This window comes from Gordonia sp. LMA484, from assembly GCF_058129505.1.
The window spans coordinates 335,150-361,470 of sequence record NZ_CM176700.1; the positions used below are offsets into that span (position 1 = coordinate 335,150).

Below are 26,321 nucleotides of genomic sequence, written 5' to 3' on the forward strand. Positions count from 1 at the left end.
AAGGGCAGGACATGGCAGGGCAGTTCTCGGATCACACGACTGCGGCGATCGACACCGCACGGCAGCACACCCTGGGTGACCTGCTGCGACGAACCGCGCTGCGGGTGCCGAACAAGGTGGCGATCATCAACGGCGATCGGACACTGACTTTCGCCGAGTTCGACGATGCGGTGAACCGCTGTGCCAATGCGCTGACGGACCGTGGCCTGGTGAAGGGGGACCGGCTGGCGCTGGTGAGCCACAACAGCTGGCAGTTCGCGGTCCTGCACTATGCGACCGCCCGGCTCGGTGTGGTCCTCGTGCCGGTGAACTTCGGCTTGGGGTCCGAGGAGATCGCGTTCATCCTCGAGCATTCGGGTGCCGGTGCGGTGGTGGCCGAGGATGCGCTGGTGCCGACGGTCGCCAAGGCGATGGAGCTGTCGGGCCTCACCGACGTCGCCCGTGGGTTCATCGCGATGGGTGGGTCAGCCGTCGAAAGTGGCTGGGAGACCGTCGACGACTGGATGCTCACCGGAGACGTCACGTCGCCGAATGCGATCGTCGCCGACGACGACCCGCTGCGCCTGATGTACACCTCGGGCACCGAATCTCGTCCGAAGGGTGTGCTGCTGTCGTCGAAATCGCTGATCACCCAGTATGTCTCGTGCATCATCGACGGTGGGATGAGCGGCGACGACGTGGAGGTCCACTCGCTGCCGCTGTTCCACTGCGCGCAACTGGACTGCTTTCTGTCGGTCGACGTCTATCTCGGTGCGACCAGCATCATCCTGCCCGGCCCCGACCCGGCGGCGATCCTCGCGACCATTGAATCGCAGCGGGTGACCAAGCTGTTCTGCCCACCGACGGTGTGGATCTCCTTGCTGCGGCACCCGGATTTCGACCGCCGCGATCTGTCGTCGTTGCGCAAGGGCTACTACGGCGCCTCACCGATGCCGGTCGAGGTGCTGCGGGAGATGTCGCGGCGTCTGCCCGACGTCTCGTTGTGGAACTTCTACGGGCAGACCGAGATGTCGCCGCTCGCAACGATCCTGCTGCCCCACGAACAGATCGAGCGTGCGGGGTCGGCCGGCCGGGCCGCACTCAACGTCGAGACGCGAGTCGTCGACGACGAGGACAACCCGGTCCCGACCGGCGAGGTGGGCGAGATCGTGCACCGCAGCCCACACAGTTGTCTCGGCTACTACAACGACGAGGACAAGACCGCGGCCGCATTCCGCAACGGCTGGTTCCACTCCGGCGACCTCGGCATCATCGACGCCGACGGCTACCTGTCGGTGGTCGACCGCAAGAAGGACATGATCAAGACCGGCGGGGAGAACGTCGCCTCACGCGAGGTCGAGGAGGCCATCTACCTGCTCGACGGTGTCGCCGAGGTCGCGGTGTTCGGTGTGCCGCACCCGAAGTGGATCGAAGCGGTGACCGCCGTCGTGGTACCGAAGCCTGATACGGCGCTCACCGAGGAACAGGTCTCCGAGCATGTTGCCGGGGTGCTGGCCGCCTACAAGCGCCCGAAGTATGTCGTCATCGCCGATGCGCTGCCGAAGAACCCGAGCGGCAAGATCCTGAAGAAGGATCTGCGGGTCCGGCACGCGGAGATCGCTCAAGCCTGAGGGACCTGACAGGCGGTCGGCGCTTGGTCGTCAGCGCTCAGTCGTCGGCGGCATCCGTGATCTGCAGTGCGAGGTAGCAGTCCACGCGATCGGGAAGCGCGGCGAGATTTCGGCCGAGCAGCGATTCGATTCTGCCGATTCGGTAATGCAGTGTGCTGACGTGGATGTGCAACTCGTCGGCGGCCCGCTGCCAGGAGCCGTTGTGTCGGAGAAAGGCCTCGAGCGTGCGGAGATGTTCGGCGCTCGACGGGTCGTCGAGTACCCCGCCGAGCACTCGAGTACGGAACGCGGCCCTGCGCTGTGCCGGCACTTGCGCCAACAGCCCTGCGTAGGTGTCGATGTCGCGAGCGGTGGCGACCGCGAAGTCGCCGCCCTGGGCGGCGGCGAGGCGTCGCGCCTCCCGCGTTGCCTCCAGGGCAGACCGTACGGAGCCTTCGATCGCGGCGACACCCGCTCTGATGGTCGACCCCGCCAGCGCCGCAGTGAGTCTGCGGGCACGATCCTCCAGTTTCTCGGCGAATTGGACGACCTCGCCCTCCCAGGGGAGGAACACCGTCATCGACCGTTCCGGTTCCTGTTGGCTCAGTACCAGCGCGGCTTCGGGGGTGCCGATCGTGGTGACGACGAGATCGGCTGCGATGGTCCCGTCCCGATGTGCGTCGGCGGCCGTCAGCGAGACCACCACCGTTGGTTGTCGGACATCGATTCCCGCCTGCCGCAGACGCTCCCGGACCCGACCGTCCGATGTCGAGTCGTCGGCGAGCATCCGCGCCCACACCTGCTGGGCGGCCTGGCCCTGCCAGAACCGTTCGGCGTCGGCGAGCATGGACAGCGACAGCAGTTCGGTTGTCTCGTCGATGATGCGCCGCTGGCGCGCCTTCCAGTCGTCGATGTCACCGTCCACCACGAGATAACCGGCGCGCGCGGTTCGGCGACCCACCGCGGAGATCGTGGCGGTACGGTCCGTCAACGTGACGACCAGCGGAAGGCGAACGGCGGCAAGGGTCTTTCGAATGATCGTATCCCGGTCACCGGGCGACAGTGGGCGATGGTCGGAAGAGCTGGCGATGACACGGCCCACCGCACTCATGGCGCAGGCCTGGAGCCCGCTCTGTCGAGCCGTCACGGTCAACAGTTCCGCAGAACTGTGGCCGGTCACGAGGGCCGTGATCAGCTGTCGGTATTCACCGGCCGTCGCGGTGGCCTCGTTGTGTCGATCGGCGGAGATTCGTTGGGTCACCTCTTGCGACAGTGCGTTGTACGAGACCTCGGCGGGTGCGAACAGTAGTGGGAGGCCCCCGCTTCGCGCGATCTCGATGATCGGCTCGGGCACCTTCCCGTGCAGGATGTCGCCGACGACGAGTGCCGCTGCGGCACGATCGACGAGGGCCCCGACGAACCGTCGGCAGCTGTCGACGGTCCCGTCGTACCAGCCCTCAGAGGTCAACACGAGCTCGCCGCCGTAGATGAACGGGCGTGGATCCGGGAGATCCGTCGTGTACACCCAACGCAGAACGCGATCGAACCCCGGGTCGTCCACTGCGAGGGGACGGAGCCCGAGGTCGATCAGGTCCGCTACGCGCATGCTGCGCGGAAGGGGGTCATCGAATCACGTCCTTCGGTCACCGCCAGAACCCGATGTGTGCCTCGGCGGCCTCGTCCTCCAATATCGGACCACACACCTCGATCTGTCGCTGCCCCCGGGCGAACACCTCACGGCACGGCAGCGCGAATGTCGGGTTCTCGGGGTTGTCCCCGGTGAGCTCGAGCAGACGGGTCTCGCTGAGCGCGTACACGACTCGCCCGACCCCGGTCCAGTACACCGCGCCGGCGCACATCGCACACGGCTCGGCGCTGGTGTAAAGGGTTGCGGCGGCGAGCTGCTCGGGCGCGATCTTGCGGGCCGCCTCGGCGACGGCGCACAGTTCCGCATGCTGGGTCGGGTCGCCGGTCGGCGGCCGGGAGTTGTTCATCGCCGTCGCGATGCGCTGCCCCGTGCCGTCGACGACCAGTGCGGCAAACGGGTGGCGGCCGTCGGCGCGCGCCTCGGCTGCCAGGGCGATGGCCGCGCGCAGGTGATCGAGGTCGGCAGGGGTCATGATCGTAGTTTCTGCGACAGGTGCGGACATGGTGTCTCCTCGAGAGTTGATGGTGATGGGGGAGTGGCCGCTCAGCGGGCCACTTCGAGATCGTCGGTTGCGTTGTGCGGTGTCGTGTTCGGCGTGCCGCTGACGGGGTGCGACGGTGCGTCCCCGCGCAGGTTGCAGACGAGGTTCAGCACGACCGCGGCCGCTGTGCCCAATAGGATTCCCGACGACAGGATCATGCCGAGCGGACCGTCGAAGCGCTCGAACAGCGTGGGCGCCGCCATCGGCAGCACACCGACACTGATCGCCACCGCGACGACGAGAGCGTTGTTGGTTCCCTCGAAGCGCACTCGGGCGAGCTCCTGGACACCGGCGGCCGTGGTCATGCCGAACATGACGATCGCGGCGCCGCCGAGAACCGATGGCGGGATGGCGGCCACGATCGCACCGAGCTTCGGCAGGAGACCCATGAGCACCATCAGGATGCCGCCGGTTGCGACGACGAACCGGCTGCGGACCCCGGTCATCGCGATCAGACCCGAGTTCTGGCTGAACGCGTTGAGTGGGAAACCGTGGAAGATGCCGCCGATCGCGGTCGAGAGTCCGTCGCCGCGGAATGCGCCGGCGAGTCGGGGTGGGGTCACCTCGGTCTCGGCCATCCGGCCGATCGCCAGCATGTTGCCGGTGGTTTCCGCAACGATGACCAACATCGAGAGCGTCATCACCAGGACGGGGACCACAGCGAACTTCGGTGCGCCGAGTTCGAAGGGGTTCGACAGACCCACCCACGACGCGGAACCGACCTCACCGAAGTCGGTCATGCCGAAGGCGAGCGCGACGACCGTGCCCACCAACAGGGTGACCAGGATCGACAGGTTTCGCCAGACACCCCGGGTGAGGGCGTAGAGACCGACAATCAGTACGACGGTCGCAGCGCCGAGGGCCAGGTTGGCGGCCGAACCGAAGTCGGGACTGTCCTGACCTCCACCGAACCAGCCGGCTGCGGCGGGCATGAGTGAGATGCCGACGATGGTGATCACACTGCCGATGACCACCGGTGGGAACAGCCGGAGCACCTGCCCGAGGAGCGGTGCCGCCACGAGGGTGATCAGACCCGCGGCGATAACCGAGCCGAACACATACTGCAGGCCGTAGTCCTGCCCGATCAGCAGCGACGGAGCCAATCCGATGAAGGACGCGCCCTGTACGAGCGGGAAGCGGGCCCCGAATCGCCAGATGCCGAGGGTCTGGATGAGAGTGCCGACGCCGCCGATGATCAGGTTGATGTTCAGCAGGGTGATCGTCTGCGATGCGGACAAGCCCATGGTTTGGGCGAAGATGAGTGGCACCGCGACCACACCGGCGTACATCACCAGGACGTGTTGGAAGCCGAGCGAGACCGACCGGCCGAAGCCGACCCGCTCGTCGACGGGGGCGGGCATATGAGGCGCGACTTCGGCGTCCCCGGCTGGGGAGCGTTTGTCGCGCGTGAGGCCAATGGACATCGGCGAGACCTTCCTGGAGCGATGAGTCGGGGCACGCGGTGTGCCGTGATCTCGACGCTATTGCTATGAACCAGCAAAGGTCATCGCAGTAATTGGTGATACTCCGGCATGTTCTTCCTATGATCATAGGAGTCATTCATCTGGCCGACGTTGACGGCGTCCGATTCGGGGCTTTTGCTAGGTTGGATTCGCACACAGTGCTGCACATCGGGGGGTGACATGGCAGCAGAGGTGACGCCGGACGACCTTCGTAGCGCGTCGGGATCGCTGTACGGGCTTTCGCGGGCAGTGACCGAAGCGCAAGCCACGCCATCTCCGGACGGCGCAGCTGAGGCGATGCCCGGCTCGCCGGTCGCAAGCGCAGCGTCAGGGCTGGGACTGTGTATCGAGAAAGCCGTCATGACCGTGTCTGGTCACATACAACAGACCGGCAACTTACTCGGTGACGCAGCGAACACCTACACGGGCACGGACGAGGCGGCGGCGCGATCCATCGCGAACTCCGGAGCGCTGAACCAGCCACCGTCAGAGGCGAAATAGTGGCCGACACACCAACTCGTGGGTTGGTCGCGAGCTGGCATCCTGAGCGATTGGCGGGAATCGGCGCCGGCCTCCAGGCGCCCGCCGACGCCATCTCGAATAGCGGGCGCTCGATGGCGAACACGATCCGGGATCTCGATTGGTCGGGTGATGGAAGCCGAGGCGCGATGGCACATGCGGACTCCGAGACGGCCGCATTCGGTCGATTGTCCACAGCGATCGGGAAACTGCGGACCGCGCTCACCACTGGCGCCGCCGCGATGGCGCCGAACCGCGACAATCTGGTTCAGGGAGCACAAGCGCTCGAAGGTGACAGCTATGTCGTCGCCGACGACTGGAAGGTCACCGACGACGTCAACTATGGTTTTGCCCGACTGCTCGCCGGGGAGGACCCAGAGGCCCTTGCCGAGATCGAGGCGATACGACGGCAACGTGAGCAGCATGCCATCAACGAAACGATCAGATTGACCGACCTGGCGCGGCAACTCGGTGTCGACGCGGAGAACTGTGCCAACACCATTCGCGAGGCCAAGGGTGACATCGATGCCTTCGCCCCGATGACCGCGGGTTTGACCACTCAGAACGGCCAGGCTGACGCGGAAGCCCTGAGGCACGGTAAGCCCACCCCGGCTCAGCTGGCCCGGATCGCGGCTGCCAGTAACCTTACGCCCGAGCAACTTTCGGCGATGAAGGCGGGGCTCCCAGCGTCGATACCCGACGGAGAATTCGACTACCTCAAGTCGCTGATGCAAGGACTCGACGGCTACCCCGCTGAAGACCTGGACCAGATCGGTGACAACCTCTCTCCGCAGCAGCAGGACTTGCTCCGGGGGTCGTTGGCCGATTCAGTGCGCCTCATGGGTTCACCCAACTACATGCGGGCCGAAGGCGGACAGCACGGTGGAATCGAGATGCTCCCGACCGACGTTCGGAGTCTGTTGACGTCGAATCCGATCAGTCAGGTCGCGGGTTCTCGCAACGCAATTCCGCGAGCAGCAGACCTCGAGGACTTCGCCGGATTCATGAGCCACGGTGAGCCCGGAGCCAAAGACGTGGGCAGCGACGTCAACCGAGACTTCATTCGTCTGGCCGCCGAGATTGCTCAGCACGACAACGCTGACGGCGCCGACTGGGCGGCCGGGCAAGAACCGGATCGGGTTGCGTCGGCGTTGCTCGGCGCCGCCGCCCAGGATCATCCGGCGGTGGCGGATGCGTTGGGGGACGGCAGGTATGCGCAAGCTGCGATGAACAATGCGGACGGTCTTGGTGGCGCGAATTGGAAGCGCGACGAGATGGTTGCCGCCCTGATGGGAAATGACTGGGGAGGGCACGATGATGGCATGAAGGCGGTGATCGACGGAATCAATGACAACGCTGTGGCACCTGACGAGCACATGGCGACGATGTCCGGCGAGTCAGCCGAAGGGATCGCGAAGTACCTTGGCGCGCAACCTTTCGGGCTGAACGAGAATCTAACCCAGTCAACAGCAGCGGTCCTTGGCAACTACGTACCCCACATGGGTGGCGTCGACTATAGCCACCTCGATACGCGAGGATTCAACTCGCTGAGCGTCGAGGAGTTTCGCAATGTTTTCGCCGCGATGGACCAGTACGAGAGTTCTGCAGTCCCGTTCAACGAAGCCGCCTATGCGTCGGTCTCGCAGCTCTACGGGATGGCTGCGACACACCCGGACGACATATTCGCCTACGCATCCGCGGCGGGCCGCATCGACGCCGCTGCGCAAAACGGCATGAATCACTACCTGGAGTACGGCATGGGCGATGAGGCGCAACGCGCGGCGCAGAGGACTGCTGTGTTCACCTCGGTCAGCGAGGGCGCGGGTTTCGCAGTGAAACAGATCCCTGTGGTCGGAGATTTCGCCGGGCTGGCAATGGATTCCAGTATGCCTCTACTGGCCCGCGAGCTGTTCGGGAGCGTGCCGGAGCTAGGCGATCCCACTGCACCGATTCGGGACAAGGGTGGTTTCGCCTGGCAGTACTACCAGCTGCTTCAGGGGTCCGACACTACTCCAGGGTTCGACTCGACCGATCCGCATCTGCAGACCTACATCACAACGGAACCGCTCGATGGGCACGAACTTGGTCCGCGCCTGATGACGTATGACGAGATCGGCAGAGTGAAGTCGGATCCGGTAACCGCGTACGACCAGTTCGGGCAGGCAATGGAGCACTACTTCGAGAAGAAGGGTTACGACCTCGGAGAACTCAATCGAGGCTGGCAAGCTGGGCGGGATGGCAGATGACGAACGTAGCGACGGCTTGGGTTCTGGCATGCGCGGCGGTCATGATGTGTTGCTCGTGTGGATCCGAGCCGGATGAACCGGCGTCCTCTTCCACAGCATGGGCTGACGAATCGTTGCCGCCCATGGTCTCACCGAATGCGATGTGTGACATTTTGGATGCAGACGATGTGAGTTCGGTGCTTGGCAACCGGACCCCGTTTGAAGCGCGCCCTCGCCAATGGCGCGATCTACCAGCATGTCATTGGTCTGCGGGCGGAAGCATTGAGATGCGGCCGCTGCATGATTCGCCGCCGGATGAAGCAAAATCGGTGCTCCGAACATACACAATACCTAGTGGCGGGGGCTGGGTGTACGCGCTGACCGATGGCGGGGACGTCGACCTGGACTGCTCTGCGATCGTGACGTCCTCTTACTTGCCGGACGGCTACGAGCTCCAGCTTGTTGTCGAGGGCGGCGCGAAACCCAGCCTATGCGAATCTGCAACACCCTTGGTGGAGAAGGTCTTACAAAACATCATGTTGAAGTGAAAATTCGGTGAACCTGGAGGATCTGCCGTCACCTGTCGGGGGCATAACCCCCGATCAAGCGCGGCCGCAGCAGTGGGGCAATCTTCCCGGTTCATGCCAGTCATGGCCAGGAGATGCAGCGTCGTTCGGTTGTGACTCCGCAGCTCCTCCCGCCGGTAAATCAGATTGAGGTCAAGGTACGGTCGCGGCGGACGTCGGAAATGTGCGAAGCCGCTACCCCCGTCGAAAAGGCCCTGCAGAACATCGTGTTGAAATGAGTTGTCGATGAGGATTGACGATCTGCCTGCTGAACTCCGAACTGTCCTGCAGGCAAGGGTTCCAGCCGCGCTGCTGGAGAAACGAGCTGCGGCCTACAACGCACGGCAGACAGCTGTCAACGACCCTCCCGGCGCCCCGAAGTCGGTACCTGGTGGCGACGGCTACACCTGGGAAGAGGCACGACGACTACTCGACGACGACGAGGATCGCCAACGCGAGTTTCGCCGCCGCCTTGATCACGCGGTGAGCATGTGGCTCGACGATCACCCGGGTGTCTTGATGTCGGCCGCGGTGTATACCTCGCTGATCGAGAACACCCGGTATTGGATGAAGCTCCAATTGGACTCCTGGAGCACGGCACTGGATCGTCCGGAAGCGTGACAGGCAACCTTCAGCCGAGCGACCTCAATGCCTTCAACCGGCTATGAGCCTGGGTCATGATCGACTGGATCAGTTCGTCGCAGCTGGGCAGATCGTCGATCATGCCGACGACCTGACCGGACGCGAGCACACCTGCGCGGGTGTCGCCTTCGACGAGACCGGCACGCAACAGCATCGGCGTGTTGCCCGCCATGATGACCTGCTGCCACGACCGCTCGCCCGAGCGGCGCATGGTGCGACCGTCGCGGAGCATCGTGGTCCACTTCATGCCGGTCATCTGCTTGAACTCGTTGGCGTTCCGGGCCGCGGCGTAGAGTGCCTTGGCTCGACTGCCACTCTCGAGTGCCTCGACGAGCGGGGTTCGCAGCACCCGGTGCGGCATGCCGTCGACCTTCACCGACACGACGGTGTCGCCGAGTCCGCGCTGCAGGTACTCCTGTTTCACCGAATCCGGCACGGCGCTGTCGGAGGTGAGCAGGAAGCGGGTGCCCATCGCGACACCCTCGGCGCCGTAGGAAAGTGCGGCCACCAGGCCACGACCGTCGAAGAATCCGCCCGCCGCGACCACCGGAATGTCGATCCCTTTCGCCGACAGCGCATCCAGCACCGACGGCAGCAGCAGGGTGGTGGCCACCGGTCCCGTGTGGCCCCCGCCCTCGCCGCCCTGCACGATCACCGCATCGGCACCCCAGGACGCCACCTTCACCGCATGCTTGGCCGCCCCGATCGACGGGATCACCACCACCCCGTGGTCCTTGAGCTTGGCGATGAGTTCCTGCTTCGGGGCCAGCGCGAACGACGCGACCTTCACACCCTCGCGGATGAGGAGATCGATCCGCTCCGGAGCGTCGGTGGCGTCGGCGCGGATGTTGACGCCGAATGGCTTGTCCGTCAGCGACTTCGTCTTGGCGATCGCCGCCTCGAGTTCGCCGAAGGTCATCGTCGCCGACGCCAGGATGCCGAGGCCACCGGCGTTGGATGTCGCCGAGGTCAACGACGGACCGGACACCCAGCCCATGCCGGTCTGCACGATCGGGTATTCGATGCCGACGAGGTCGGTGAAGCGTGTGGATAATCCGGCGGCCCGGGCTGAGGCGGCGCCGGATCCGCCCGCTCGCTCCGCTCCCGGCGCGGCACCGGATCCGCCCGCTCGCTCCGCTCCCGGCGCGGCGCTGGATCCGCCCGCTCGCTCCGCTCCCGGCGCGGCACCGCCTGAGGGAGTCATTTCACTTCTCGATTCCGTACGCCCTTGGGATCGAGCACATCCCGGATGAGCGACAGTTCCTCGGCGGACGGCGTGCGGGTGGTGGGGGCCGCGTCAAGGCCGGCGATCTCGAAACCGGTGTTCTCCGCGACCTCGTCGGCGGTGACGCCGGGATGCAGCGATCGCGCCCGCATGGTGTGGCCGGGTCCCTCGAAGTCGAAGACACCCAGATTGCTCACCACCCGCGGGATGTTCAGGAACCGGAACGCCGGGTTCTCCGGATCGACTTTGTCGTAGCCGATTCCGGACACGATGTCGACGGTGTCGGTGAACACGCGTGACGAGTGGCGGGGCACCCAGTAGCTGGTCGGATGGTTGATGGTGTTGCCGGGCGCGCCACGCACCCCGAACATCTGGCGGGTCGGATGCTGAAGCGGTCCGAAGGCCGAGAGGTTCTGGTTGCCGTGGCGGTCGATCTGGTTGGCACCCATCACCACATGCCGTCGCCCGGAGGCGACCACTTCGAACACCTTGCGGAACGGCATCCAGCCCTCGATCGGGCCGGACTTGCCGATGCCCGGGGTGTCGGCGAGGATCAGCGCCTCACCGTCTGTGATCAACAGATCGGGTTCGGTGGTGAGGCGGGCCAGGCGAGCGCCGAGCAGCGGTGTCGGGGCCATCGGCGATGCCATGATCTCGCCTGCGCCGGAGAAGATCTCGGCACATGCGACGACGCAGATCTCGGCGCGGGTGATGGTGGTCTCGACAGGCTCAACCGACGAAGAATTGGTCGTGGTGCTCACTTCTGGTCCTCCTGCTCGCCCTGCCATTCGGTGACGGCACGTTGGTAATCGGTCTCGTCGACGTCGAGGAAGCGCTTCGAGAACGCGGCCCAGGTTTCCGGGTCCTTGGCCGCCTCGACATAGAACTGCTGGAACTTCTCGTCGCGCCCGTAGTCGCCCGCAAAGGTGAAATGGGCGCCATTGGGGGTGTGCACCACCCGGTCCACGTTCATGCGGTTGAGCAGTAGGCGTTGCGTCGGAACGGTTTTGACCAGCACCTCGGTGGACACCAGCTGATCGGTCTCCAGATAGCGCCGTTCGGCCGCGGCGCAGAAGAGGTCATCCATGTACGGGTCGACGCCGGTATAGGCGGCGTTGCCGCGGCTGTCTGCCAGATCCAGGTGGACGAAGGCCGCGTCGAGGCGGAGCGCGGGCATGGCGATCAACGTCTCTGCCCGGCCGTCGGTTTCAGGGTAGGGCGAGGTGACCGTCTTCAGCTCACCCTCCCAGAAGTTGGGCACATCGGAGCCGAGGCCGGCACGAATCGGCAGGAACGGCAATCGGGCGGCGGCGGCCTCGAGGCCACACTTGACCATGCCTTCGTCCATCTCGCGCGCCTCGAGCGAACCCGATGTACGTGCCTTCGCGAACCACGGATCGTAGAACGGTGCGGAGTCCAGGGACACGAATCCGTAGTAGGCGCGGCGGACCTTGCCTGCCGCGCAGAGCAACCCGAGGTCGGGGCCACCATAGGTGACCACCGTGAGGTCCTTCACGTCGGACCGGGCGAGGGCGCGCACCAGCGCCAACGGCTTGCGGCGCGAACCCCAGCCGCCGATGCCGATGGTCATGCCGTCGCGCAGCTCGCCGATGACGTCGTCGAGGGAGCTGGTCTTGTCGGTCGGGGTGGCCGTCATCAGGCGCGTCCTCCAGTGCTGTTGGATCCGGCGGTGTTCAAGGTCTTTCCGGTGCTGACGAACGCATCCCGGTGCTCATCGGCGACGCCGGCGAGATTGAGCTCGAACGTGAAACCCTGTTCGAGTCGATAGCTGCTCTTCACGTCGACCGGATCGATGTGGTTGATGGCCTCTTTCGCGGCGCGGATCACCCGGGTGTCCTTGGCCGCGATCATCTCGGCGACCTCCATCGCCGCGTCGAGCAGACCTGCCCGAGGGACCACACGGTAGACCGATCCGAAGTGTTCGAGCTGCTGAGCGGTGACATTCTGTGCCGTGTAGTACAGCGTGCGCATCATGTGCTGCGGGACCAGACGTGCCAGGTGGGTGGCCGCGCCCAAGGCGCCGCGGTCCACCTCGGGCAGTCCGAAGACCGCATCGTCGGAGGCGACGATGACGTCGGCGTTGCCGACCAGACCGATACCGCCACCCACGCAGAACCCGTTGACCGCGACGATCACGGGCACCTTGCAGTCATAGACCGCGGAGAACGCCGCAGCGCACCCGCGATTGGCGCCGATCAGGGCATCGAAACCTTCGGTGGCCTGCATTTCCTTGATGTCGACACCGGCATTGAACCCGCGTCCCTCGGCCCGCAGGATGACCACATGGCTGGACATGTCCTCGCCTGCCGCGGTGATCGCATCGGCCAATTCGAACCATGCCGCCGACGGCAGCGCATTCACCGGTGGGTAGTCGACGGTCACCGTCACGATGCCGGTCTCGGTGCGTGTCGTGGTGATCGGCACACCTGCTCCTCTCGGGTCCAGATAGCAACCAAGCAAGTGCTTGGTTGTTTGGTAGGGTAGCACTCATGAAGGCGCAGTCACAGGTCGCAGGTCATGGGGTGGACCTCGGCTTGGAGCAGAAGATCATCCTGGTCACCGGTGGGACGCGGGGCGTCGGCGCGGGTATCACGCGGGTGCTGGCCGAGATGGGTGCGGTGCCGGTGGTGTGCGGCCGGACCCCGGCCACCGATCTCGACGTCGAGTTCCGGGCGTGCGACGTCCGTGATGCCGATGCCGTCGAGGCGCTGATGGCCGAGATCGTCGACAGCCATGGGCGGCTCGATGCCGTGGTGAACAACGCGGGCGGTTCACCGTTCGCGCTCGCGGCGGAGTCCTCGCCGAGGCTTACCTCGAAGATCGTGGAACTGAATCTCCTCGCCCCGTTGACCGTTGCGCGCGCGGCCAACGCCGTGATGCAGCAGCAGGACGGTGGTGGTGCCATCGTGAACGTATCCAGTGTGAGCGGGCATCGGCCGTCGCCGGGAACGTCGGCATACGGTGCGGCGAAAGCGGGCCTCGACAACGCGGTGACGTCGTTGGCCATCGAATGGGCGCCACGGGTCCGGATCAATTCCGTCGTCTGTGGTGCCGTCCTGACCGAACAGGCGCATCTACATCTCGGCGACGATGAAGGGGTCGCCGCGGTCGGAGCCACCATTCCGATGGGACGGCTCGCGGAACCGGCCGATGTCGGTAACGCGGTCGCGTTCCTGCTCAGCCCGCTGGCCGAATACATCACCGGCTCCACACTGACGGTGCATGGTGGTGGGGAACGGCCGGCATTCTTGGCCGCGGCCACCGCTGACAACAAGGTCTGACCGCGTCTACGCGGCATCGCAACAGAAACATGATGAAGGGGAGAAGTCTTGGCTGACAAGCTGAATGAGGGTCGCGTCGCAATCGTGACAGGTGCCGGGCAGGGGATAGGCCGCGCCCACGCGCTGGCGTTTGCCGCCGACGGGGCGAAGGTCGTCGTCAACGACTTCGACACCAACTCGGCGCACGCCGTTGCCGACGAGATCGTCGCATCCGGTGGCGAGGCCATCGCCATCGTCTCCGATGTCGCCGACTGGGCCGGTGGCGCCGCGATAATCGACACCACGGTCAAAGAGTTCGGCGGCCTGGACATCGTCGTCAACAACGCGGGATTCGTCCGCGACCGGATGCTCGTCGCCATGTCCGAAGACGAATGGGATGCGGTGATCCGGGTGCACCTGAAGGGGCATTTCGTCACGCTGCATCATGCGGCCGCCTACTGGCGCGCGCAGTCGAAGGCGGGCAGTCAGCCGACGGCGCGCATCATCAACACGTCGTCGGGGGCCGGCTTGTTCGGGTCGGTCGGGCAGGGCAACTATGTTGCGGCCAAGGCCGGCATCACCGCTCTGACCATTCAAGCCGCGGCCGAACTGGGCAACTACGGCGTGACCGCGAATGCGATCGCACCGTCGGCGCGGACTCAGATGACCATGGGTGCCGGCGACGCGATGGCCGCGCAGATGGCTGCGCCGGCCGATGGTTCGTTCGACGCGATGGACCCGGCGAACATCTCGCCATTGGTGGTCTGGCTCGGGTCGCCGGAGTCGTCGGCGGTCACCGGCCGCGTCTTCGAGGTCGAGGGCGGCAAGGTCACCGTCGTCGACGCATTCCAGCGAAGTGCCGAGCAGGACAAGGGTTCTCGATGGAAGCCGGGTGAGTTGGGGCCGGTGATCGAGGAGATCCTCGCCAAGTCGCCCGTGCCGGTACCCGTCTATGGTGCGCGGTAGCCGTGACACCCGACCTCGACCCGGAACGCGCGGCTCGGCGCGTGGCTGCCGCCCGCGCGTACGTTGACGCCCTGGTCAGTCACGACCCGTCGGCGATCTCGTTTCATCCTGAGTGCACTCGCACCGAATTGGGCATCAAGACCGGGCGCAATGCGGCGCACCTTGCGCGCAGCCTCCGTCGCGGGCCGCAGTACCGGTTGATCCACCGCATCAGTGAGTTCAGTGCCGACGTGGACGGGCACATGGTCTCCACGCGCTATTGGGTTCACGTCCGGCCGAAGGTGCTGGGCCTGGCGGCGCACGTCACCGAGTCCTTCGTGGTGGATGAAGATGACCGTATCCGCAAGATCGTGGCTCGGTTCGGGGTGCCGCGGCGACGCGTCTGAGGCTCGACTTTGTGCATCGAGATTACATACGGCCGATTTGATCGTGTACGATTGATTCGTGCCTGAGCAGTCGATGACCCGTGACCAGTCCCGCCCCAAGGGGCTGCAGTATGTGCGATACGCCTATGGGGCAAAACTGCCGTCGTCGATGACCGAATGGGTGGCCAACGATCTCGCCGGCCCCGGCGCGACGCGCCGAATGGTGCTCCGGTGGTTGGTGCCGTGCCTGATCCTGGTGCTGCCCTTCATGTTGGTGCCTGCGCCCTGGGATGTGCGGATCACCATGGCCCTCCCGATTCCGATCGCCTACGTCTTCTTCTCGTTCGCCCTGAACCGCGTTTACCGGCGTCACCGGCTGAGCCAACACGGTCTCGACCCCGACCTGATCGACAAGCGCGAACGTGAACGCAACGCGGATCTGTACGACGAGTACTACCGCAAGTACCGCGGGAGATGAGCGATGAGTGACCTGGACGAAGCGGTGGCCGAGGAGGCGAACCCGCTGCTACTGGAGCGGCAGGTGTGCTTCGCGCTGGCTGTCGCGAATCGGTCGGTGCTGAAGATCTATCGCCGGCTGCTCGAGCCTCTCGGACTGACCCATCCCCAATATCTGGTCATGCTGGCGCTGTGGGAGACCTCGCCCCGCGCTGTGAAGGACATCGGTCATGTCCTGCAACTGGATTCGGCGACTCTCTCGCCCCTGCTCAAGCGCCTCGAGTCGGCCGGCCTCGTCATGAGGCAACGTCGCGGCGACGACGAACGCAACGTCGACATCGCCCTGACCGACGAGGGTCGAGCGCTGCGCGAGCAGGCGCTGGCCATCCCTCCGGCCGTCGTCGAGGCGCTCGGCGTCGACCTCGAGGTGCTCGAAGAACTCCATGGGGTACTCACCCGCGTGAATGCCGCTGCGGTGCAGGCTGATTCGTGATGCGGCGCCACCGATCCCGGTGGTGCGGTCACCGTCCCGTTGGGGGTTCGGTGACGGTATGCCACATGTGCCGTGGATTCGGGTCAACCGGTGACTCGAATTCACGGCAGATCGCGGAAGTCGGTTACGAGGAGTCGGAGTGCTGGCGCCACCTCCCGGTCGCTGTGGAGGTCGGGGGGGTCGGTGGCACCACCGGGTCGCCGTGGTGGTTTGGGGCGGTAGCGGAGTAACGTCACGAAGGGCCGCCCTTCGTGACGCTCGCAAGCTCGCTCCTCAGGGACCAGTGTGGGCTCATTCCAATCTCGCGCCGGGGACCGGGGTGACGTTCATTCCAATCGGCGCCAGGGGCCGGGGTGGGGTTCATTCCAATCTCGCCCCGGGGGACCGGGGTGGGGTTCTCATTCCAATCTCGCGCGGGGGACCAGGGTTGGGGTTCATTCCAAACTCGCCTCACGCACCGGATGACGCCGGTCATGTCGCCCCGACGGGAAGCGGCTGATCCCTTACGAACTCGGCGCGCGGACCACCATCGGGACACCGGGGAAGTAGGCGGCCATCTCCGAGCGCGACTTACGTAGGCACGCAGTGCCGTAGCCCTTCTTGCGATGGTCGGGGTGAATCCAGATGCGGACGTCCACTTCACCACCGGACAGCTCACCGAAGACGAAGCCGACCTTGTCGCCGCCGTCGATACCGACCAGCCAGACCGCATCCTCGTTGTGCACGCGCTCGGTGGCCTTGGCGATCTCGTCGGCGATCTCACCGGCAGGTGTGCCCGAACCGTCGCCGGCGACCTTCAGCTCCTCGGTACGGACCTTGAACAGGTCGGCGTCCTTGGCCGCATCGAAGGGGCGGAGATCCAGGGAGTCTCCGCTGCTGGCCGGGCGCTCGGCGAGCGTGAACGTGATCGCGTTGTTCAGGTCGTCGAGCTCGGCCTGATTCTTTCGCCGCTCGTCCTTGGTGAGCTGGTAGAAAGACATGCCGAGGATCGCCTCGGCACCCAGCGTGGACTTGTCGAGCAGCGTGGCGATCGCCTCGACCGCGTCATCGCGGTTCTCGGCGTCGACGATGGCGTCGAGGACCTCATGACGACGCTCTAGCGCGGTCAGGAGAGCGTCGGTGATGTCGCGGCGGGTGGTGGCCAGGTCCAGATCGGTCATGGTCACAGATCCTAGTTGAGAGTGCCGACGGATGTGACGGTGACCGCAGGGCGGCATTACCAGAAATGAAACGTGTTCTATTCCAGTAATCGGCCTGGATCGGGAAGAAATGTCCACTTCATGGCCTTCGATGCCAGCCGGTTCTTCCGTAACTCTGTAACACGTCCTAGTCTTGATCACCATGACTGATGATCAGAATTCGACGTCCGACTTCGACCATCTGCGGGGCGGCACCCATCTGGGTGATCTGCTGGTGGCCGCGCTCCGTCGGCATGCCGACCGCAAGGTGCTCTTTCTCGGGGACACCGAACTCACCGGCCGGGAGATGGCTGACGCGGTCAGCCGCTACCAACAGGCGTTCGAGGCGATGGGTGCCGGCACCGGTTCGACAGTCGGCCTGCTGGCGCTGAATCGCCCCGAGGTGTTGCTGGTGATCGGCGCCGGGCAGACACAGGGGTGGCGTCGCACGGCGTTACATCCCCTCGGTTCGCTCGACGACCACGCCTACGTGCTGTCCGACGCGGGCGTCACCACGCTGGTCATCGATCCCGTGCCGATGTTCGTCGAACGTGCGGTCGCGCTCGTCGAGCGAGTCGACAGTCTCAAACAGGTGCTCACGCTGGGCCCGGTGCCCGAGGAACTCGCCGCCTACGGGCGCGACGTCATCGCCGAGGCGGACAACTACCGGCCCCGACCACTCGTCGCCGCCGATCTGCCGCCGGAGCACGTCGTCTCGATCACCTACACGGGTGGCACGACCGGTAAACCCAAGGGCGTCATCGGAACTGCCCGGGCCATGTCGACGATGACCCAGATCCAGCTGTCCGAGTGGGAGTGGCCGGAGAACCCGCGATTCCTCATGTGCACGCCGCTCTCGCACGCCGGTGCCGCATTCTTCGTGCCGACGCTCATCAAGGGCGGATCGATGGTGGTGATGGCCAAGTTCGATCCGGCGGAGGTGTTGCGCGTGATCGAGGCGGAACGCATCACCGCGACGATGCTGGTGCCGTCGATGTTGTACGCGCTGATGGATCACCCGGACTCCAAGACCCGTGACCTGTCGTCGCTCGAAACCGTGTATTACGGTGCGTCGGCGATCAATCCGGTGCGGCTGGCCGAGGCCATCGAGCGGTTCGGCCCGATCTTCGCCCAGTACTACGGGCAATCCGAGGCGCCGATGGTGATCAGCTACCTGGGAAAAAACGACCACCCGAAGCCGGGGGAGGATCCGCGCAGATTGAGTAGTTGCGGTCGGCCGTCGGCATTCTTGCGGACCGCGTTGCTCGGTCCCGACGACAAGCCGGTGTCTCCGGGCGAGCCGGGTGAGATCTGTGTCGCCGGACCGCTGTTGGCAGGTGGCTACTGGGGACTGCCCGAGCAGACCGCCGACACCTTCCGCGATGGTTGGCTACGGACCGGCGACGTGGCGCGCGAGGACGCCGACGGGTTCTGGTACATCGTCGACCGCACCAAGGACATGATCGTCACCGGCGGCTTCAACGTGTTCCCGCGCGAGGTGGAAGACGTTGTGGCCGAGCATCCCTCGGTCGGCCAGGTCGGCGTGATCGGCGTGCCCGACGACAAGTGGGGCGAGGCGGTCACCGCTGTCGTCGTGCTGCGCGGCGACGCCGAGCAGAGCGAGGACGCCAAGACCCGCGTCACCGCCGAGATCCAGCAGGCGGTCAAGGACCGCAAGGGTGCAGTGCAGTCGCCGAAGCAGGTGATCTTCGCCGACTCGCTGCCGCTGACCGCGCTGGGAAAGCCGGACAAGAAGGCCTTGCGGGCGCAGTTCTGGGCGGACGCCGGTCGCAGCGTCGGCTGAGGGGTTCCGCGGGCGGGCAGGTGGTTTCGATACGCGTCGGGCTCGCTCCGCTCGGCCGACGCTACTCAACCAGCGGGTGGGGACGACCCATTCCGATCCCTGAGGAGCGTGCTTGCGAGTGTCACGAAGGGCGGCCCTTCGTGACGCATCCTCGCAAGCTCGGAGGCTCCTCAGGGACCGGAATGGTAGTGCCCGCAAGCGCGGAGGCTCCTCAGGGACCGGAATGGTAGTGCCCGCAAGCTCGGAGGCTCCTCAGGGGTCGGATTGGTAGCGCTCGCAAGCTCGGAGGCTCCTCAGGGACCGGAATGGTAGTGCCCGCAGGCTCGGAGGCTCCTCAGGGACCGGAATGGTAGCGCTCGCAAGCTCGGAGGCTCCTCAGGGACCGGAATGGGTAGCGCTCGGAGGCTCCTCAGGGACCGGAATGGGTAGCGCACCATTTCGCTGGTCGAGTAGCCGCCGAGGCGCCAGCCGAGGCTGCGTATCGAGACCGCTCGACATCACAGCTCAGCCCAGGTACGACACCTGCAGATCCTTGACCCCGTGTAGCCAGCCGGACCGGACACGTTGCGGTTCGGCGAGTTTGGTGATGTCAGGCACGAGGTCGGCGAGCGTGTTGAACATCGTACTGACCTCGAGGCGTGCGAGATTGGCGCCGATGCAGAAGTGCGCGCCGTTGCCGCCGAACGCGAGATGTGGGTTCGGGTCGCGGGTGATGTCGAAGGTGAACGGGTCGTCGAAGACTGTCTCGTCGTAATTGGCCGAGCTGTAGAACAATCCGACCCGCTGATCCTTGGCGATCCGAACACCGGCCACCTCGGTGTCGGTCTTGGCCGTGCGCTGGAAGCAGTGCACCGGTGTGGCCCAGCGGATGATCTCGTCGATCGCCGTCACCGGGCGCTCCCGCTTGTACAGGTCCCATTGGTCGGGGCGGTCGAGAAACGCGTTGAGGCCGTGGCTGATCGCGTTACGGGTCGTTTCGTTGCCCGCGATCACGAGAAGGATGACGAAGAACCCGAACTCGAGGTCGGTCAGCGCGTGTCCGTCGACATCTGCCTGGACCAGGGTGGTCACGAGGTCGTCGCGCGGCGTTGCGCGTCGATCCTCGGCCATGGTGTACGCGTAAGTGAGCAGGTTCGCGTTCGCGGTGAACGGGTCATATTTGTTGTCCGGGTCGTCGGGGTTGACCATGGAATCGGCCAGGTCGCACAGGTATCCGCGGTCGGTCGCCGGCACCCCGAGGAGATCGAGGATCGCCCGCAGGGGTAGGTGGACTGCGACGTCGTCGACGAAGTTGCCGGAGCCCTTGGCGGCCGCCTCGTGCACGATCTCACGTGCGTGCGCAGTCATCTGCTCCTCGAGCGAGGCCACCGCGCGCGGGGTGAACATCCGGGACACGATCTTGCGCATGCGCGTGTGTTCGGGTGGGTCCATGTTCAGTAAGAAGGCCCGCCCTGCATGCACCTGCTCGCGCGTGGCGGATTCCGGCACGCGCACCACAGCGCCCTTTTCGTAGTTGGACCACGTCGCGGTGTCCTTCGAGATGGCCCGGATGTCCACGTGACGGCTGATGACCCAGAAACCCTCGTCGTCGAAGAAGGCCGGCCCGATGGCCTGTTTGTTCCACCAGACCGGCGCGGTTGCGCGTCGCGCCGCGAATTGGGCAAGCGGAAGTCCTTGCTCGAGGAGATCGGGGTCGGTGAAGTCGATGTCCTCGAACGGCTGGGTGGTCGATGCGGTCATGTCATCCTCGCGATCCGCGCCGGTGTGCCTTACGTCACACGACGGTACCTTGTGAGTAGCGGACCGGGAGGTCCTTGACGCCGTTCAGCCATCCCGACCGCACTCGTCGCAACTCGCCGATCCGGGTGATGTCGGGCAGGGCGTCGGCAATGGCTGTGAAGATGAGATCCAATTCGAGTCGGGCCAGGTTGGCACCGATGCAGAAGTGTGCTCCGTTGCCGCCGAACGCGAGGTGCGGATTGGGATCGCGGGTGATGTCGAAATCGAACGGGTCGGTGAAGACATCCTCGTCGTAGTTTGCCGAGCTGTAGAACAGGCCGACGCGTTGACCACGCGCGATGTCGACGCCACCGACCTGGGTGTCGGCCAGTGCGGTCCGCTGGAACGCGTGCACCGGCGTTGACCAGCGCAGGATCTCGTCCACAGCGGTCGACGGCCGCTCGCGCCGGTACAGCTCCCATTGGTCCGGGTGGTCGAGGAAGGCGTTCATCCCATGGCTGGTCGCATTCCTGGTGGTCTCGTTGCCGGCGGTGATCAGCAGGATGACGAAGAAGCCGAACTCGGCCTCGTCGAGAGCGTCGCCGTCGAGATCAGCCTGTACGAGCGTGGTGACGATGTCGTCGGTGGGATTCCGGCGACGCTCCTCGGCCATTGCATAGGCGTAGCCGAGCAGTTCGGCGTTGGCGGTTGTCGGATCGATCGACTGGTCGGGATCGTCGCTGTTGATGATGGCGTCGACGAGCTCGTGGATGCGCGCGCGGTCGGCGTCGGGGACGCCGATGAGATCGAGGATGGCCTGCAGCGGCAGGTGGATCGCGATGTCGTCGACGAAGTTTCCGGCGCCCTTCTCTGCCGCCCGCTGGACGATCTGTCGCGCGGACTCGGTCAACCGCTCCTCGAGTGCCGCGACGGCCCGAGGCGTGAAGAGTCGCGACACGATCTTCCGCAGACGGGTGTGCTCCGGCGGATCGTGGTTGACCAGCAATGCCTTGGTGAACTCCAGCTGGTCAGGGGTGATGTAGTCCGGCAGCCGGATGATCGCACCGTTCGCGTTGGTCGACCACAACTGGTTGTTCTTGGAGATCTCCCGGATATGGGCGTGTCGGGAGATCACCCAGAAACCACCATCGTTGAATCCGGAGGTGCCGGACGGCTGCGCGTTCCACCACACCGGGGCGGTCTTGCGGAGTTCAGCGAATTGGGTGATCGGTATCCCGGTGGCCAGCAGGTCGGGGTCGGTGAAATCGAAATCCTGGCCGAACGGGCACACGCCCTGAGTTGCTGTCGTCATCGCTACCTCTCCGCCGTGGTCAGCTGTCGGCTGCGGCAGGCATCGACGAATATCGATGTGGCAGCTATCACTACACCATACACTTATGAAATATGCGTATGGTCTGTGGTCGGTCGCGATGGGCCGGGAGGTGCCCGTCGGAGCTCGGTTGCGGGGGTCGCGATTCTGGTCTACTCTCGAACATGCATTCGAACTTTGGTCCGCTGGGGGGTGGGTATGGCCGAGCCGAACACGCACGACACGCAGGACGCGCAGGAGTCGTTGTCGGAGGTGCCGGGTCTGCTCACCGAGTTGCATGCGGTGTTGGATCGGTTGGCGGCGGCGGATCTGACGCGCTGTAGTGATGCGGAGGTGCTGGCGGTGGCGCGGGCCTCGGAGCGGGCGGTCAATCGGCAGTTGTTCGAGGGTAATCGCCAGATTCTGGAGTTGTCGGATCGGGGTGTGCCGCGGGCGATGGGGTTTCGGAGTTTGACGAACTTCCTCAATGTCGAGGTGCGGGTCTCCGAGCCGGGTCGGCGGAAGGATCAGATCGCGGCGACCGGGCGGATGCGGCAGTTGGGTGGGCAGTGCGCCGAGCCACGCTATCCGGAGTTGGCGGCGGCGTTCGCGGCCGGTGAGGTCGGGCCGGCGCATCTGAGTACGGTGATCGACATTCTGGAGACGATCCCGCAGCAGGCGCCCCACGACAAGAAGGTGGCCGCGGAGGCGTCGTTGGCCGAGTTGGCGGTCAAGCACACCCCGGATGAGATCGTGATCCTGGGTCAGCGGGTGTTGGCGCATCTGGATCCGGACGGCGAGTTGACCGACGACACCGACCGTAAACGTAAGCGGAATCTGTGGCTGAATCGGCAGAACGCGCAGCAGATGTCGAAACTGACCGGCCATCTGGATCCGGAAACCCGGGCGTTGCTGGAGATGATGCTGGCCGCGTGGGCCAAACCCGGCCTCAACAACCCCGAGGATCCCGACGCCCCTTCGGGTGCCGAGGAGGACGCCGACCCCGAGGCACTGAAGGCGGCCGCCGCCCGCGACACCCGCACCCAGGCCCAGCGCAATCATGATGCGTTGGCAGCGTTGTTGCGGGCAGTGTTTGAGGATGGGTTGCTGGGCAAATCCCATCGGGGGTTGCCGGTGCAGTTGATCGTCAAGGCCGACCTCACCGATCTGATCCGGGAGACCGGGTTCGGTACCACCGCGACCGGGTCGCTGTTGCCGATCACCGATGTGATCCGGTTGGCCGCCGAGGCCCAACAGTATTTGGCGGTGTTCGCCGATGCGAGCCCGCAGCCCTTGTATTTCGGGCAGGCCAAACGGTGTGCCACCCGGGCTCAACGGTTGGCGTCGTTCGCCCGCCCGGATGGGGAGGTGTGCTCGGCACCCGGCTGTGATCAGCCGGCCTCCCACGTCGAACTGCATCACGCCCGCCGCGACTTCGCTGCCGGCGGGTTGACCGACATCGTCGATCTGGCCCCGGCGTGTCCGAAACACAACCGGATGGTCGGACCCGGGATCGGCCAGTTCACCACCGGCATCTACGAGGACGGCCCCCACACCGGCCGCACCTGGTGGCGGCGCAACAGCGCCGACGGTGCACCGCCGAACCCGCAGGAGTTCAACCGGCGCCCCGACATCGCCGTGCTGTACGCGCAGCACCTCGAACAGGTCCGCGCACAACTCCACCCACCACCGCAACCAGACGCGCCGCCCCCCGACGACGGCCCGCACCTACAGCTCACCGAGACGATCCCCACACCGATCTCGGTCATCGAAGCACGCCTGGCACTCGCGCTGCTCACAACCCACCGCTGAGATAACGCCAGAAACGCTTCTCTGCCGCACCAGACGCCGTTTCGATCGGGTCGACCGCCGGTAGGGTGATCAGTCATGCGCACGCACGGCTGGGGCGGTCGGGTGCCTCTCAACGACGACGAGGCGAAGAGTCGGATACTCGCTGCGACCCGCTCGACGATCGACCGTCGTGGTGCTGCGACCAGCATCGCCGACGTGGCCAGGGAGCTCGGGGTCACCCGACAGACCGTGTATCGCTACTACGGCAGCACCGACGAATTGCTCACCGCGACCGCCATCGGTGCGGTGGACGCGCTGCTCGATCGGATGGCGCTGCGGCTGCGCGGGATCGGATCGGCCGACAAAGCGGTTGTCGAGGGACTCGCGGCGGTCCTCGAGGAACTCGAGTCGGACGACTATGTGGGCCTGCTGTTACGCGCCGACCGGGTGAGCGTGCCCGTCGTCGGCGAGTTCACGTCCGAGATCGGGCGTACCTTCGCCTGGTCGATGGTCGACAAGATGGACGTCGACTGGGCCGCAGATGGCTACGACGCTGCCGCCATCGACATCGTCGTCGAGATCATATTGCGCACACTGCAATCCATGGTCCTCGACCGAGGAGATCCGCCGCGCGACGGGCCGGCGCTGCGTACTTTCTTGGACCAGTGGACAGGTGCGTCCATTCGTGCGCTGGCGCACTGATCAGCGCGGCTCGCAGATCAGCACCGGGATCGTCGGCTCCGCCGTGACATGTGGGTGGCCGGGAGCTCCGTCAGCGCGGCTCGCAGATCACCACCGGAATCGTCCGCTCCGTCCAGGCCGCGTAAGTGTCGAAATCGGCATAGAGGTCGACCAGATCGGGCCACAGTTCGTCACGTTCGGTCTCGGATGCCGTGCGTGCCACCAGCTCGAACTTGTCGCGGCCCACCTGAATGGTGACCTCGGGGGTGGCCTGCAGGTTGAGGTACCAGGCGGGATTCTTGGCGAGACCACCCTGCGACGCGACCACGATGAACGCGTCGCCGCGCCGCAGGTAGATCAGCGGAGCGGTACGGGGTTCGCCGGTCTTGCGTCCGATCGTGGTGAGCAGACAGACCGGCGCCGGCTTGCGCATGGCCGCGCCGATCCGCCAGGTGTTGCCCAGCCGTCCGCCGGTTGCCTTGTACAGCTTTGTGTTCAGGCGCGAACCGAGCTTGATCGCCTTGGCGACCACGGGTGAGTCCAACTGGTCGGGCCGTGCATCCGCATCCATCTCAGATGCGCTCGATGATCGTGCCCGTCGAGAGTGCGCCGCCTGCGCACATCGTGACCAACGCGGTCTGCTTGTCGGTGCGTTCCAGCTCGTGCAGCGCTGTGGTGATCAACCGGGATCCGGTGCTGCCCACCGGATGACCGAGTGCGATGGCGCCGCCGTTGACGTTCACCCGATCCATGTCTGCGTGGTGTACCTGTGCCCAGCTGAGCACCACCGATGCGAAGGCCTCGTTGATCTCGACCAGGTCGATGTCCGAGAGGGCCATTCCGGACTTCTCCAGCACACGTTCGGTCGCCTGCACGGGGCCGTCGAGATGGTAGTAGGGCTCGGCACCGACGAGCGCCTGGGCCTTGATGCGCGCGCGGGGCGTGAGTCCGAGCGCGCGTGCCTTCGACTCATCCATGATGAGCACGGCGGCGGCGCCGTCGGAGATCTGTGACGACGTCCCCGCGGTGTGAATACCGCCGTCGATGACCGGCTTGAGCGCAGCGAGGGACTCGAGCGTCGTGTCCCGCAGACCCTGATCGCGGACGACATCGAGAATGTTGCCGGTGAGCTCGCCGTCTTTGGTGCGTTCAGGGGCCTTCAGCGTGAGGACCTCGCGGTCGAACCGTCGCTCGTCCCACGCCTGCTTCGCCAATCGCTGACTGCGTTCGCCCAGCCAGTCGACGTCGGCGCGGCCGATGCCGCGTCGCTTGGCGATGCGCTCGGCTGCCTCGAACTGGTTCGGCATGTCGATGTCCCACGAGTCTGCGTGGTACGGACCGGCATTCGTGCCGACGTTGGCGCCGAGGGGAACCGTCGACATCATCTCGATGCCACACGCGACACCCACATCGATGGCGTCGGTCGCGATGAGGCCGGCGATGAGGTGGTTGGCCTGTTGCGCTGAGCCGCACTGGCAGTCGATGGTGGTGGCGCCGGCGGTGTCGGGGAGCCCCGCAGCCAGCCAGGCCTTGCGGGTGATGTTGCCCGCCTGGGCGCCGGCCTGCGTGACGCAGCCGCCGATCACCTGCTCGACGATCCCCGGGTCGACACCCGCCTTGTCGAGGAGTCCGCGCTGGGCCGCTCCCAGGAGTTCCTCGGCGTGCAGGCCCGAGAGCCATCCGGCTCGCTTGCCGATCGGCGTCCGAGCTGCCTCCACGATCACGGGCACACCCATGCCTGTCTCCTCGTCTGTTGGTCTACGTCGACATCATCAAATTAGAACAAGTTCCTGTTCCAGTCTACGGCGGGGTTCATCGCCGACGGGGGTTGGGGATCGAACAGGTTCTCACAAACGCCGC

At 65.5% G+C, this 26,321-nt stretch carries 24 protein-coding genes; 12 read left to right on the plus strand and 12 right to left on the minus strand.

All coding sequences use genetic code 11. The annotated features are described in order from the left end of the window. Positions 1-11 precede the first annotated feature (11 nt). Positions 12-1,610: an acyl-CoA synthetase gene (locus AC4AMJ_RS01490; protein ID WP_489916839.1), complete on the plus strand. Its 1,599-nt coding sequence runs from the start codon at positions 12-14 to the stop codon at positions 1,608-1,610. A 37-nt stretch (positions 1,611-1,647) separates the two neighbouring features. On the opposite strand, the gene AC4AMJ_RS01495 is transcribed toward AC4AMJ_RS01490, so the two are convergent. The 3 genes from AC4AMJ_RS01495 to AC4AMJ_RS01505 form a co-directional block, all read right to left on the minus strand. Beyond that, a complete protein-coding gene (locus AC4AMJ_RS01495; protein ID WP_489916841.1) occupies positions 1,648-3,195 on the minus strand; it encodes a PucR family transcriptional regulator in 1,548 nt (515 codons plus the stop codon). 37 nt (positions 3,196-3,232) lie between these two features. After that, entirely contained in the window at positions 3,233-3,709 is a 477-nt protein-coding gene (locus AC4AMJ_RS01500) for a nucleoside deaminase (RefSeq protein WP_489916843.1), read from the minus strand. A gap of 71 nt (positions 3,710-3,780) precedes the next feature. Next, positions 3,781-5,202: a nucleobase:cation symporter-2 family protein gene (locus tag AC4AMJ_RS01505; protein WP_489916845.1), complete on the minus strand. Its 1,422-nt coding sequence runs from the start codon at positions 5,200-5,202 to the stop codon at positions 3,781-3,783. Between the two features lie 746 nt (positions 5,203-5,948). Here AC4AMJ_RS01505 and AC4AMJ_RS01510 point away from each other — a divergent pair. From AC4AMJ_RS01510 to AC4AMJ_RS01520, 3 genes are all read left to right on the plus strand, one after another. Beyond that, on the plus strand, positions 5,949-8,006 hold the full coding sequence (locus tag AC4AMJ_RS01510) for a TPR repeat domain-containing protein (RefSeq protein WP_489916847.1): 2,058 nt from the start codon (positions 5,949-5,951) through the stop codon (positions 8,004-8,006). Positions 8,007-8,128: 122 nt separating this feature from the next. Further along, positions 8,129-8,533 carry a hypothetical protein gene (locus AC4AMJ_RS01515; protein WP_489916849.1) on the plus strand — a complete coding sequence of 135 codons (405 nt, stop codon included), beginning with the start codon at positions 8,129-8,131 and terminating at the stop codon, positions 8,531-8,533. A gap of 264 nt (positions 8,534-8,797) precedes the next feature. Then, positions 8,798-9,172 carry a hypothetical protein gene (locus tag AC4AMJ_RS01520; protein ID WP_489897338.1) on the plus strand — a complete coding sequence of 125 codons (375 nt, stop codon included), beginning with the start codon at positions 8,798-8,800 and terminating at the stop codon, positions 9,170-9,172. Positions 9,173-9,182: 10 nt separating this feature from the next. Here the strand turns inward: AC4AMJ_RS01520 and AC4AMJ_RS01525 are convergent, their stop codons facing one another. Genes AC4AMJ_RS01525 through echA20 form a run of 4 tightly spaced genes read right to left on the minus strand, consistent with a single transcriptional unit; the run spans position 9,183 to position 12,863 of the window. Continuing rightward, a complete protein-coding gene (locus AC4AMJ_RS01525; protein WP_489916851.1) occupies positions 9,183-10,397 on the minus strand; it encodes an NAD(P)H-dependent flavin oxidoreductase in 1,215 nt (404 codons plus the stop codon). After that, positions 10,394-11,179 carry a CoA-transferase subunit beta gene (locus AC4AMJ_RS01530; RefSeq protein ID WP_489916853.1) on the minus strand — a complete coding sequence of 262 codons (786 nt, stop codon included), beginning with the start codon at positions 11,177-11,179 and terminating at the stop codon, positions 10,394-10,396. The genes AC4AMJ_RS01525 and AC4AMJ_RS01530 overlap by 4 nt, the downstream gene beginning before the upstream one ends. Further along, positions 11,176-12,075 carry a CoA transferase subunit A gene (locus AC4AMJ_RS01535; RefSeq protein WP_489916854.1) on the minus strand — a complete coding sequence of 300 codons (900 nt, stop codon included), beginning with the start codon at positions 12,073-12,075 and terminating at the stop codon, positions 11,176-11,178. The genes AC4AMJ_RS01530 and AC4AMJ_RS01535 overlap by 4 nt, the downstream gene beginning before the upstream one ends. Next, on the minus strand, positions 12,075-12,863 hold the full coding sequence (echA20, locus tag AC4AMJ_RS01540) for a (7aS)-7a-methyl-1,5-dioxo-2,3,5,6,7,7a-hexahydro-1H-indene-carboxyl-CoA hydrolase (RefSeq protein WP_489897334.1): 789 nt from the start codon (positions 12,861-12,863) through the stop codon (positions 12,075-12,077). The genes AC4AMJ_RS01535 and echA20 overlap by 1 nt, the downstream gene beginning before the upstream one ends. 65 nt (positions 12,864-12,928) lie before the next feature. On the opposite strand from echA20, the gene AC4AMJ_RS01545 reads away from it, so the two are divergent. The 5 genes from AC4AMJ_RS01545 to AC4AMJ_RS01565 all read left to right on the plus strand — a co-directional run bounded on the left by AC4AMJ_RS01545 (position 12,929) and on the right by AC4AMJ_RS01565 (position 15,979). Next, positions 12,929-13,720: an SDR family oxidoreductase gene (locus AC4AMJ_RS01545; RefSeq protein WP_489897333.1), complete on the plus strand. Its 792-nt coding sequence runs from the start codon at positions 12,929-12,931 to the stop codon at positions 13,718-13,720. A gap of 48 nt (positions 13,721-13,768) precedes the next feature. Beyond that, positions 13,769-14,665, plus strand: coding sequence for an SDR family oxidoreductase (locus tag AC4AMJ_RS01550; protein WP_489916856.1), 897 nt, complete (start codon positions 13,769-13,771; stop codon positions 14,663-14,665). A 2-nt stretch (positions 14,666-14,667) separates the two neighbouring features. Further along, complete coding sequence (locus AC4AMJ_RS01555) at positions 14,668-15,051, plus strand: DUF8021 domain-containing protein (RefSeq protein WP_489897331.1); 384 nt, start codon at positions 14,668-14,670, stop codon at positions 15,049-15,051. Positions 15,052-15,124: 73 nt separating this feature from the next. Beyond that, positions 15,125-15,508, plus strand: coding sequence for a DUF5313 domain-containing protein (locus tag AC4AMJ_RS01560; RefSeq protein ID WP_489918351.1), 384 nt, complete (start codon positions 15,125-15,127; stop codon positions 15,506-15,508). 3 nt (positions 15,509-15,511) lie between these two features. Next, entirely contained in the window at positions 15,512-15,979 is a 468-nt protein-coding gene (locus AC4AMJ_RS01565; protein WP_489916858.1) for a MarR family winged helix-turn-helix transcriptional regulator, read from the plus strand. 503 nt (positions 15,980-16,482) lie between these two features. On the opposite strand, the gene AC4AMJ_RS01570 is transcribed toward AC4AMJ_RS01565, so the two are convergent. Next, positions 16,483-17,139, minus strand: a complete 657-nt coding sequence (locus AC4AMJ_RS01570; RefSeq protein ID WP_489916860.1) for a GNAT family N-acetyltransferase — start codon at positions 17,137-17,139, stop codon at positions 16,483-16,485. A 181-nt stretch (positions 17,140-17,320) separates the two neighbouring features. Between AC4AMJ_RS01570 and fadD8 the strand changes: the two genes are divergently transcribed. Then, positions 17,321-18,961: a fatty-acid--CoA ligase FadD8 gene (fadD8, locus tag AC4AMJ_RS01575; RefSeq protein ID WP_489916862.1), complete on the plus strand. Its 1,641-nt coding sequence runs from the start codon at positions 17,321-17,323 to the stop codon at positions 18,959-18,961. A 504-nt stretch (positions 18,962-19,465) separates the two neighbouring features. Here fadD8 and AC4AMJ_RS01580 read toward each other — a convergent pair. Both AC4AMJ_RS01580 and AC4AMJ_RS01585 read right to left on the minus strand, forming a co-directional pair. Further along, positions 19,466-20,701: a cytochrome P450 gene (locus tag AC4AMJ_RS01580; protein ID WP_489897326.1), complete on the minus strand. Its 1,236-nt coding sequence runs from the start codon at positions 20,699-20,701 to the stop codon at positions 19,466-19,468. Between the two features lie 34 nt (positions 20,702-20,735). Next, positions 20,736-21,992 carry a cytochrome P450 gene (locus AC4AMJ_RS01585; RefSeq protein WP_489916864.1) on the minus strand — a complete coding sequence of 419 codons (1,257 nt, stop codon included), beginning with the start codon at positions 21,990-21,992 and terminating at the stop codon, positions 20,736-20,738. 216 nt (positions 21,993-22,208) lie between these two features. Between AC4AMJ_RS01585 and AC4AMJ_RS01590 the strand changes: the two genes are divergently transcribed. Further along, the gene (locus AC4AMJ_RS01590) at positions 22,209-23,801 is read left to right on the plus strand and encodes an HNH endonuclease signature motif containing protein (RefSeq protein WP_489916866.1); all 1,593 of its coding nucleotides are present in this window, start codon (positions 22,209-22,211) and stop codon (positions 23,799-23,801) included. Positions 23,802-23,876: 75 nt separating this feature from the next. Next, the gene (locus AC4AMJ_RS01595) at positions 23,877-24,482 is read left to right on the plus strand and encodes a TetR/AcrR family transcriptional regulator (protein WP_489897324.1); all 606 of its coding nucleotides are present in this window, start codon (positions 23,877-23,879) and stop codon (positions 24,480-24,482) included. 70 nt (positions 24,483-24,552) lie between these two features. On the opposite strand, the gene AC4AMJ_RS01600 is transcribed toward AC4AMJ_RS01595, so the two are convergent. Together AC4AMJ_RS01600 and AC4AMJ_RS01605 are read right to left on the minus strand one after the other, a co-directional pair. Beyond that, positions 24,553-25,032 carry a nitroreductase family deazaflavin-dependent oxidoreductase gene (locus AC4AMJ_RS01600; RefSeq protein ID WP_489897323.1) on the minus strand — a complete coding sequence of 160 codons (480 nt, stop codon included), beginning with the start codon at positions 25,030-25,032 and terminating at the stop codon, positions 24,553-24,555. A 1-nt stretch (position 25,033) separates the two neighbouring features. Next, a complete protein-coding gene (locus AC4AMJ_RS01605) occupies positions 25,034-26,197 on the minus strand; it encodes a steroid 3-ketoacyl-CoA thiolase (protein ID WP_489916868.1) in 1,164 nt (387 codons plus the stop codon). Positions 26,198-26,321 lie beyond the last annotated feature (124 nt).

Coding starts and splice junctions, on each gene's coding strand:
- AC4AMJ_RS01490 (WP_489916839.1), top strand. CDS start 12: ATGGCAGGGCAGTTCTCGGATCACACGACTGCGGCGATCGACACCGCA.
- AC4AMJ_RS01495 (WP_489916841.1), bottom strand. CDS start 3,195: ATGCGCGTAGCGGACCTGATCGACCTCGGGCTCCGTCCCCTCGCAGTG.
- AC4AMJ_RS01500 (WP_489916843.1), bottom strand. CDS start 3,709: ATGACCCCTGCCGACCTCGATCACCTGCGCGCGGCCATCGCCCTGGCA.
- AC4AMJ_RS01505 (WP_489916845.1), bottom strand. CDS start 5,202: ATGTCCATTGGCCTCACGCGCGACAAACGCTCCCCAGCCGGGGACGCC.
- AC4AMJ_RS01515 (WP_489916849.1), top strand. CDS start 8,129: ATGGTCTCACCGAATGCGATGTGTGACATTTTGGATGCAGACGATGTG.
- AC4AMJ_RS01520 (WP_489897338.1), top strand. CDS start 8,798: ATGAGGATTGACGATCTGCCTGCTGAACTCCGAACTGTCCTGCAGGCA.
- AC4AMJ_RS01525 (WP_489916851.1), bottom strand. CDS start 10,397: ATGACTCCCTCAGGCGGTGCCGCGCCGGGAGCGGAGCGAGCGGGCGGA.
- AC4AMJ_RS01535 (WP_489916854.1), bottom strand. CDS start 12,075: ATGACGGCCACCCCGACCGACAAGACCAGCTCCCTCGACGACGTCATC.
- AC4AMJ_RS01545 (WP_489897333.1), top strand. CDS start 12,929: ATGAAGGCGCAGTCACAGGTCGCAGGTCATGGGGTGGACCTCGGCTTG.
- AC4AMJ_RS01560 (WP_489918351.1), top strand. CDS start 15,125: ATGACCCGTGACCAGTCCCGCCCCAAGGGGCTGCAGTATGTGCGATAC.
- AC4AMJ_RS01565 (WP_489916858.1), top strand. CDS start 15,512: ATGAGTGACCTGGACGAAGCGGTGGCCGAGGAGGCGAACCCGCTGCTA.
- AC4AMJ_RS01570 (WP_489916860.1), bottom strand. CDS start 17,139: ATGACCGATCTGGACCTGGCCACCACCCGCCGCGACATCACCGACGCT.
- fadD8 (WP_489916862.1), top strand. CDS start 17,321: ATGACTGATGATCAGAATTCGACGTCCGACTTCGACCATCTGCGGGGC.
- AC4AMJ_RS01580 (WP_489897326.1), bottom strand. CDS start 20,701: ATGACCGCATCGACCACCCAGCCGTTCGAGGACATCGACTTCACCGAC.
- AC4AMJ_RS01585 (WP_489916864.1), bottom strand. CDS start 21,992: ATGACGACAGCAACTCAGGGCGTGTGCCCGTTCGGCCAGGATTTCGAT.
- AC4AMJ_RS01590 (WP_489916866.1), top strand. CDS start 22,209: ATGGCCGAGCCGAACACGCACGACACGCAGGACGCGCAGGAGTCGTTG.
- AC4AMJ_RS01595 (WP_489897324.1), top strand. CDS start 23,877: ATGCGCACGCACGGCTGGGGCGGTCGGGTGCCTCTCAACGACGACGAG.
- AC4AMJ_RS01600 (WP_489897323.1), bottom strand. CDS start 25,032: ATGGATGCGGATGCACGGCCCGACCAGTTGGACTCACCCGTGGTCGCC.
- AC4AMJ_RS01605 (WP_489916868.1), bottom strand. CDS start 26,197: ATGGGTGTGCCCGTGATCGTGGAGGCAGCTCGGACGCCGATCGGCAAG.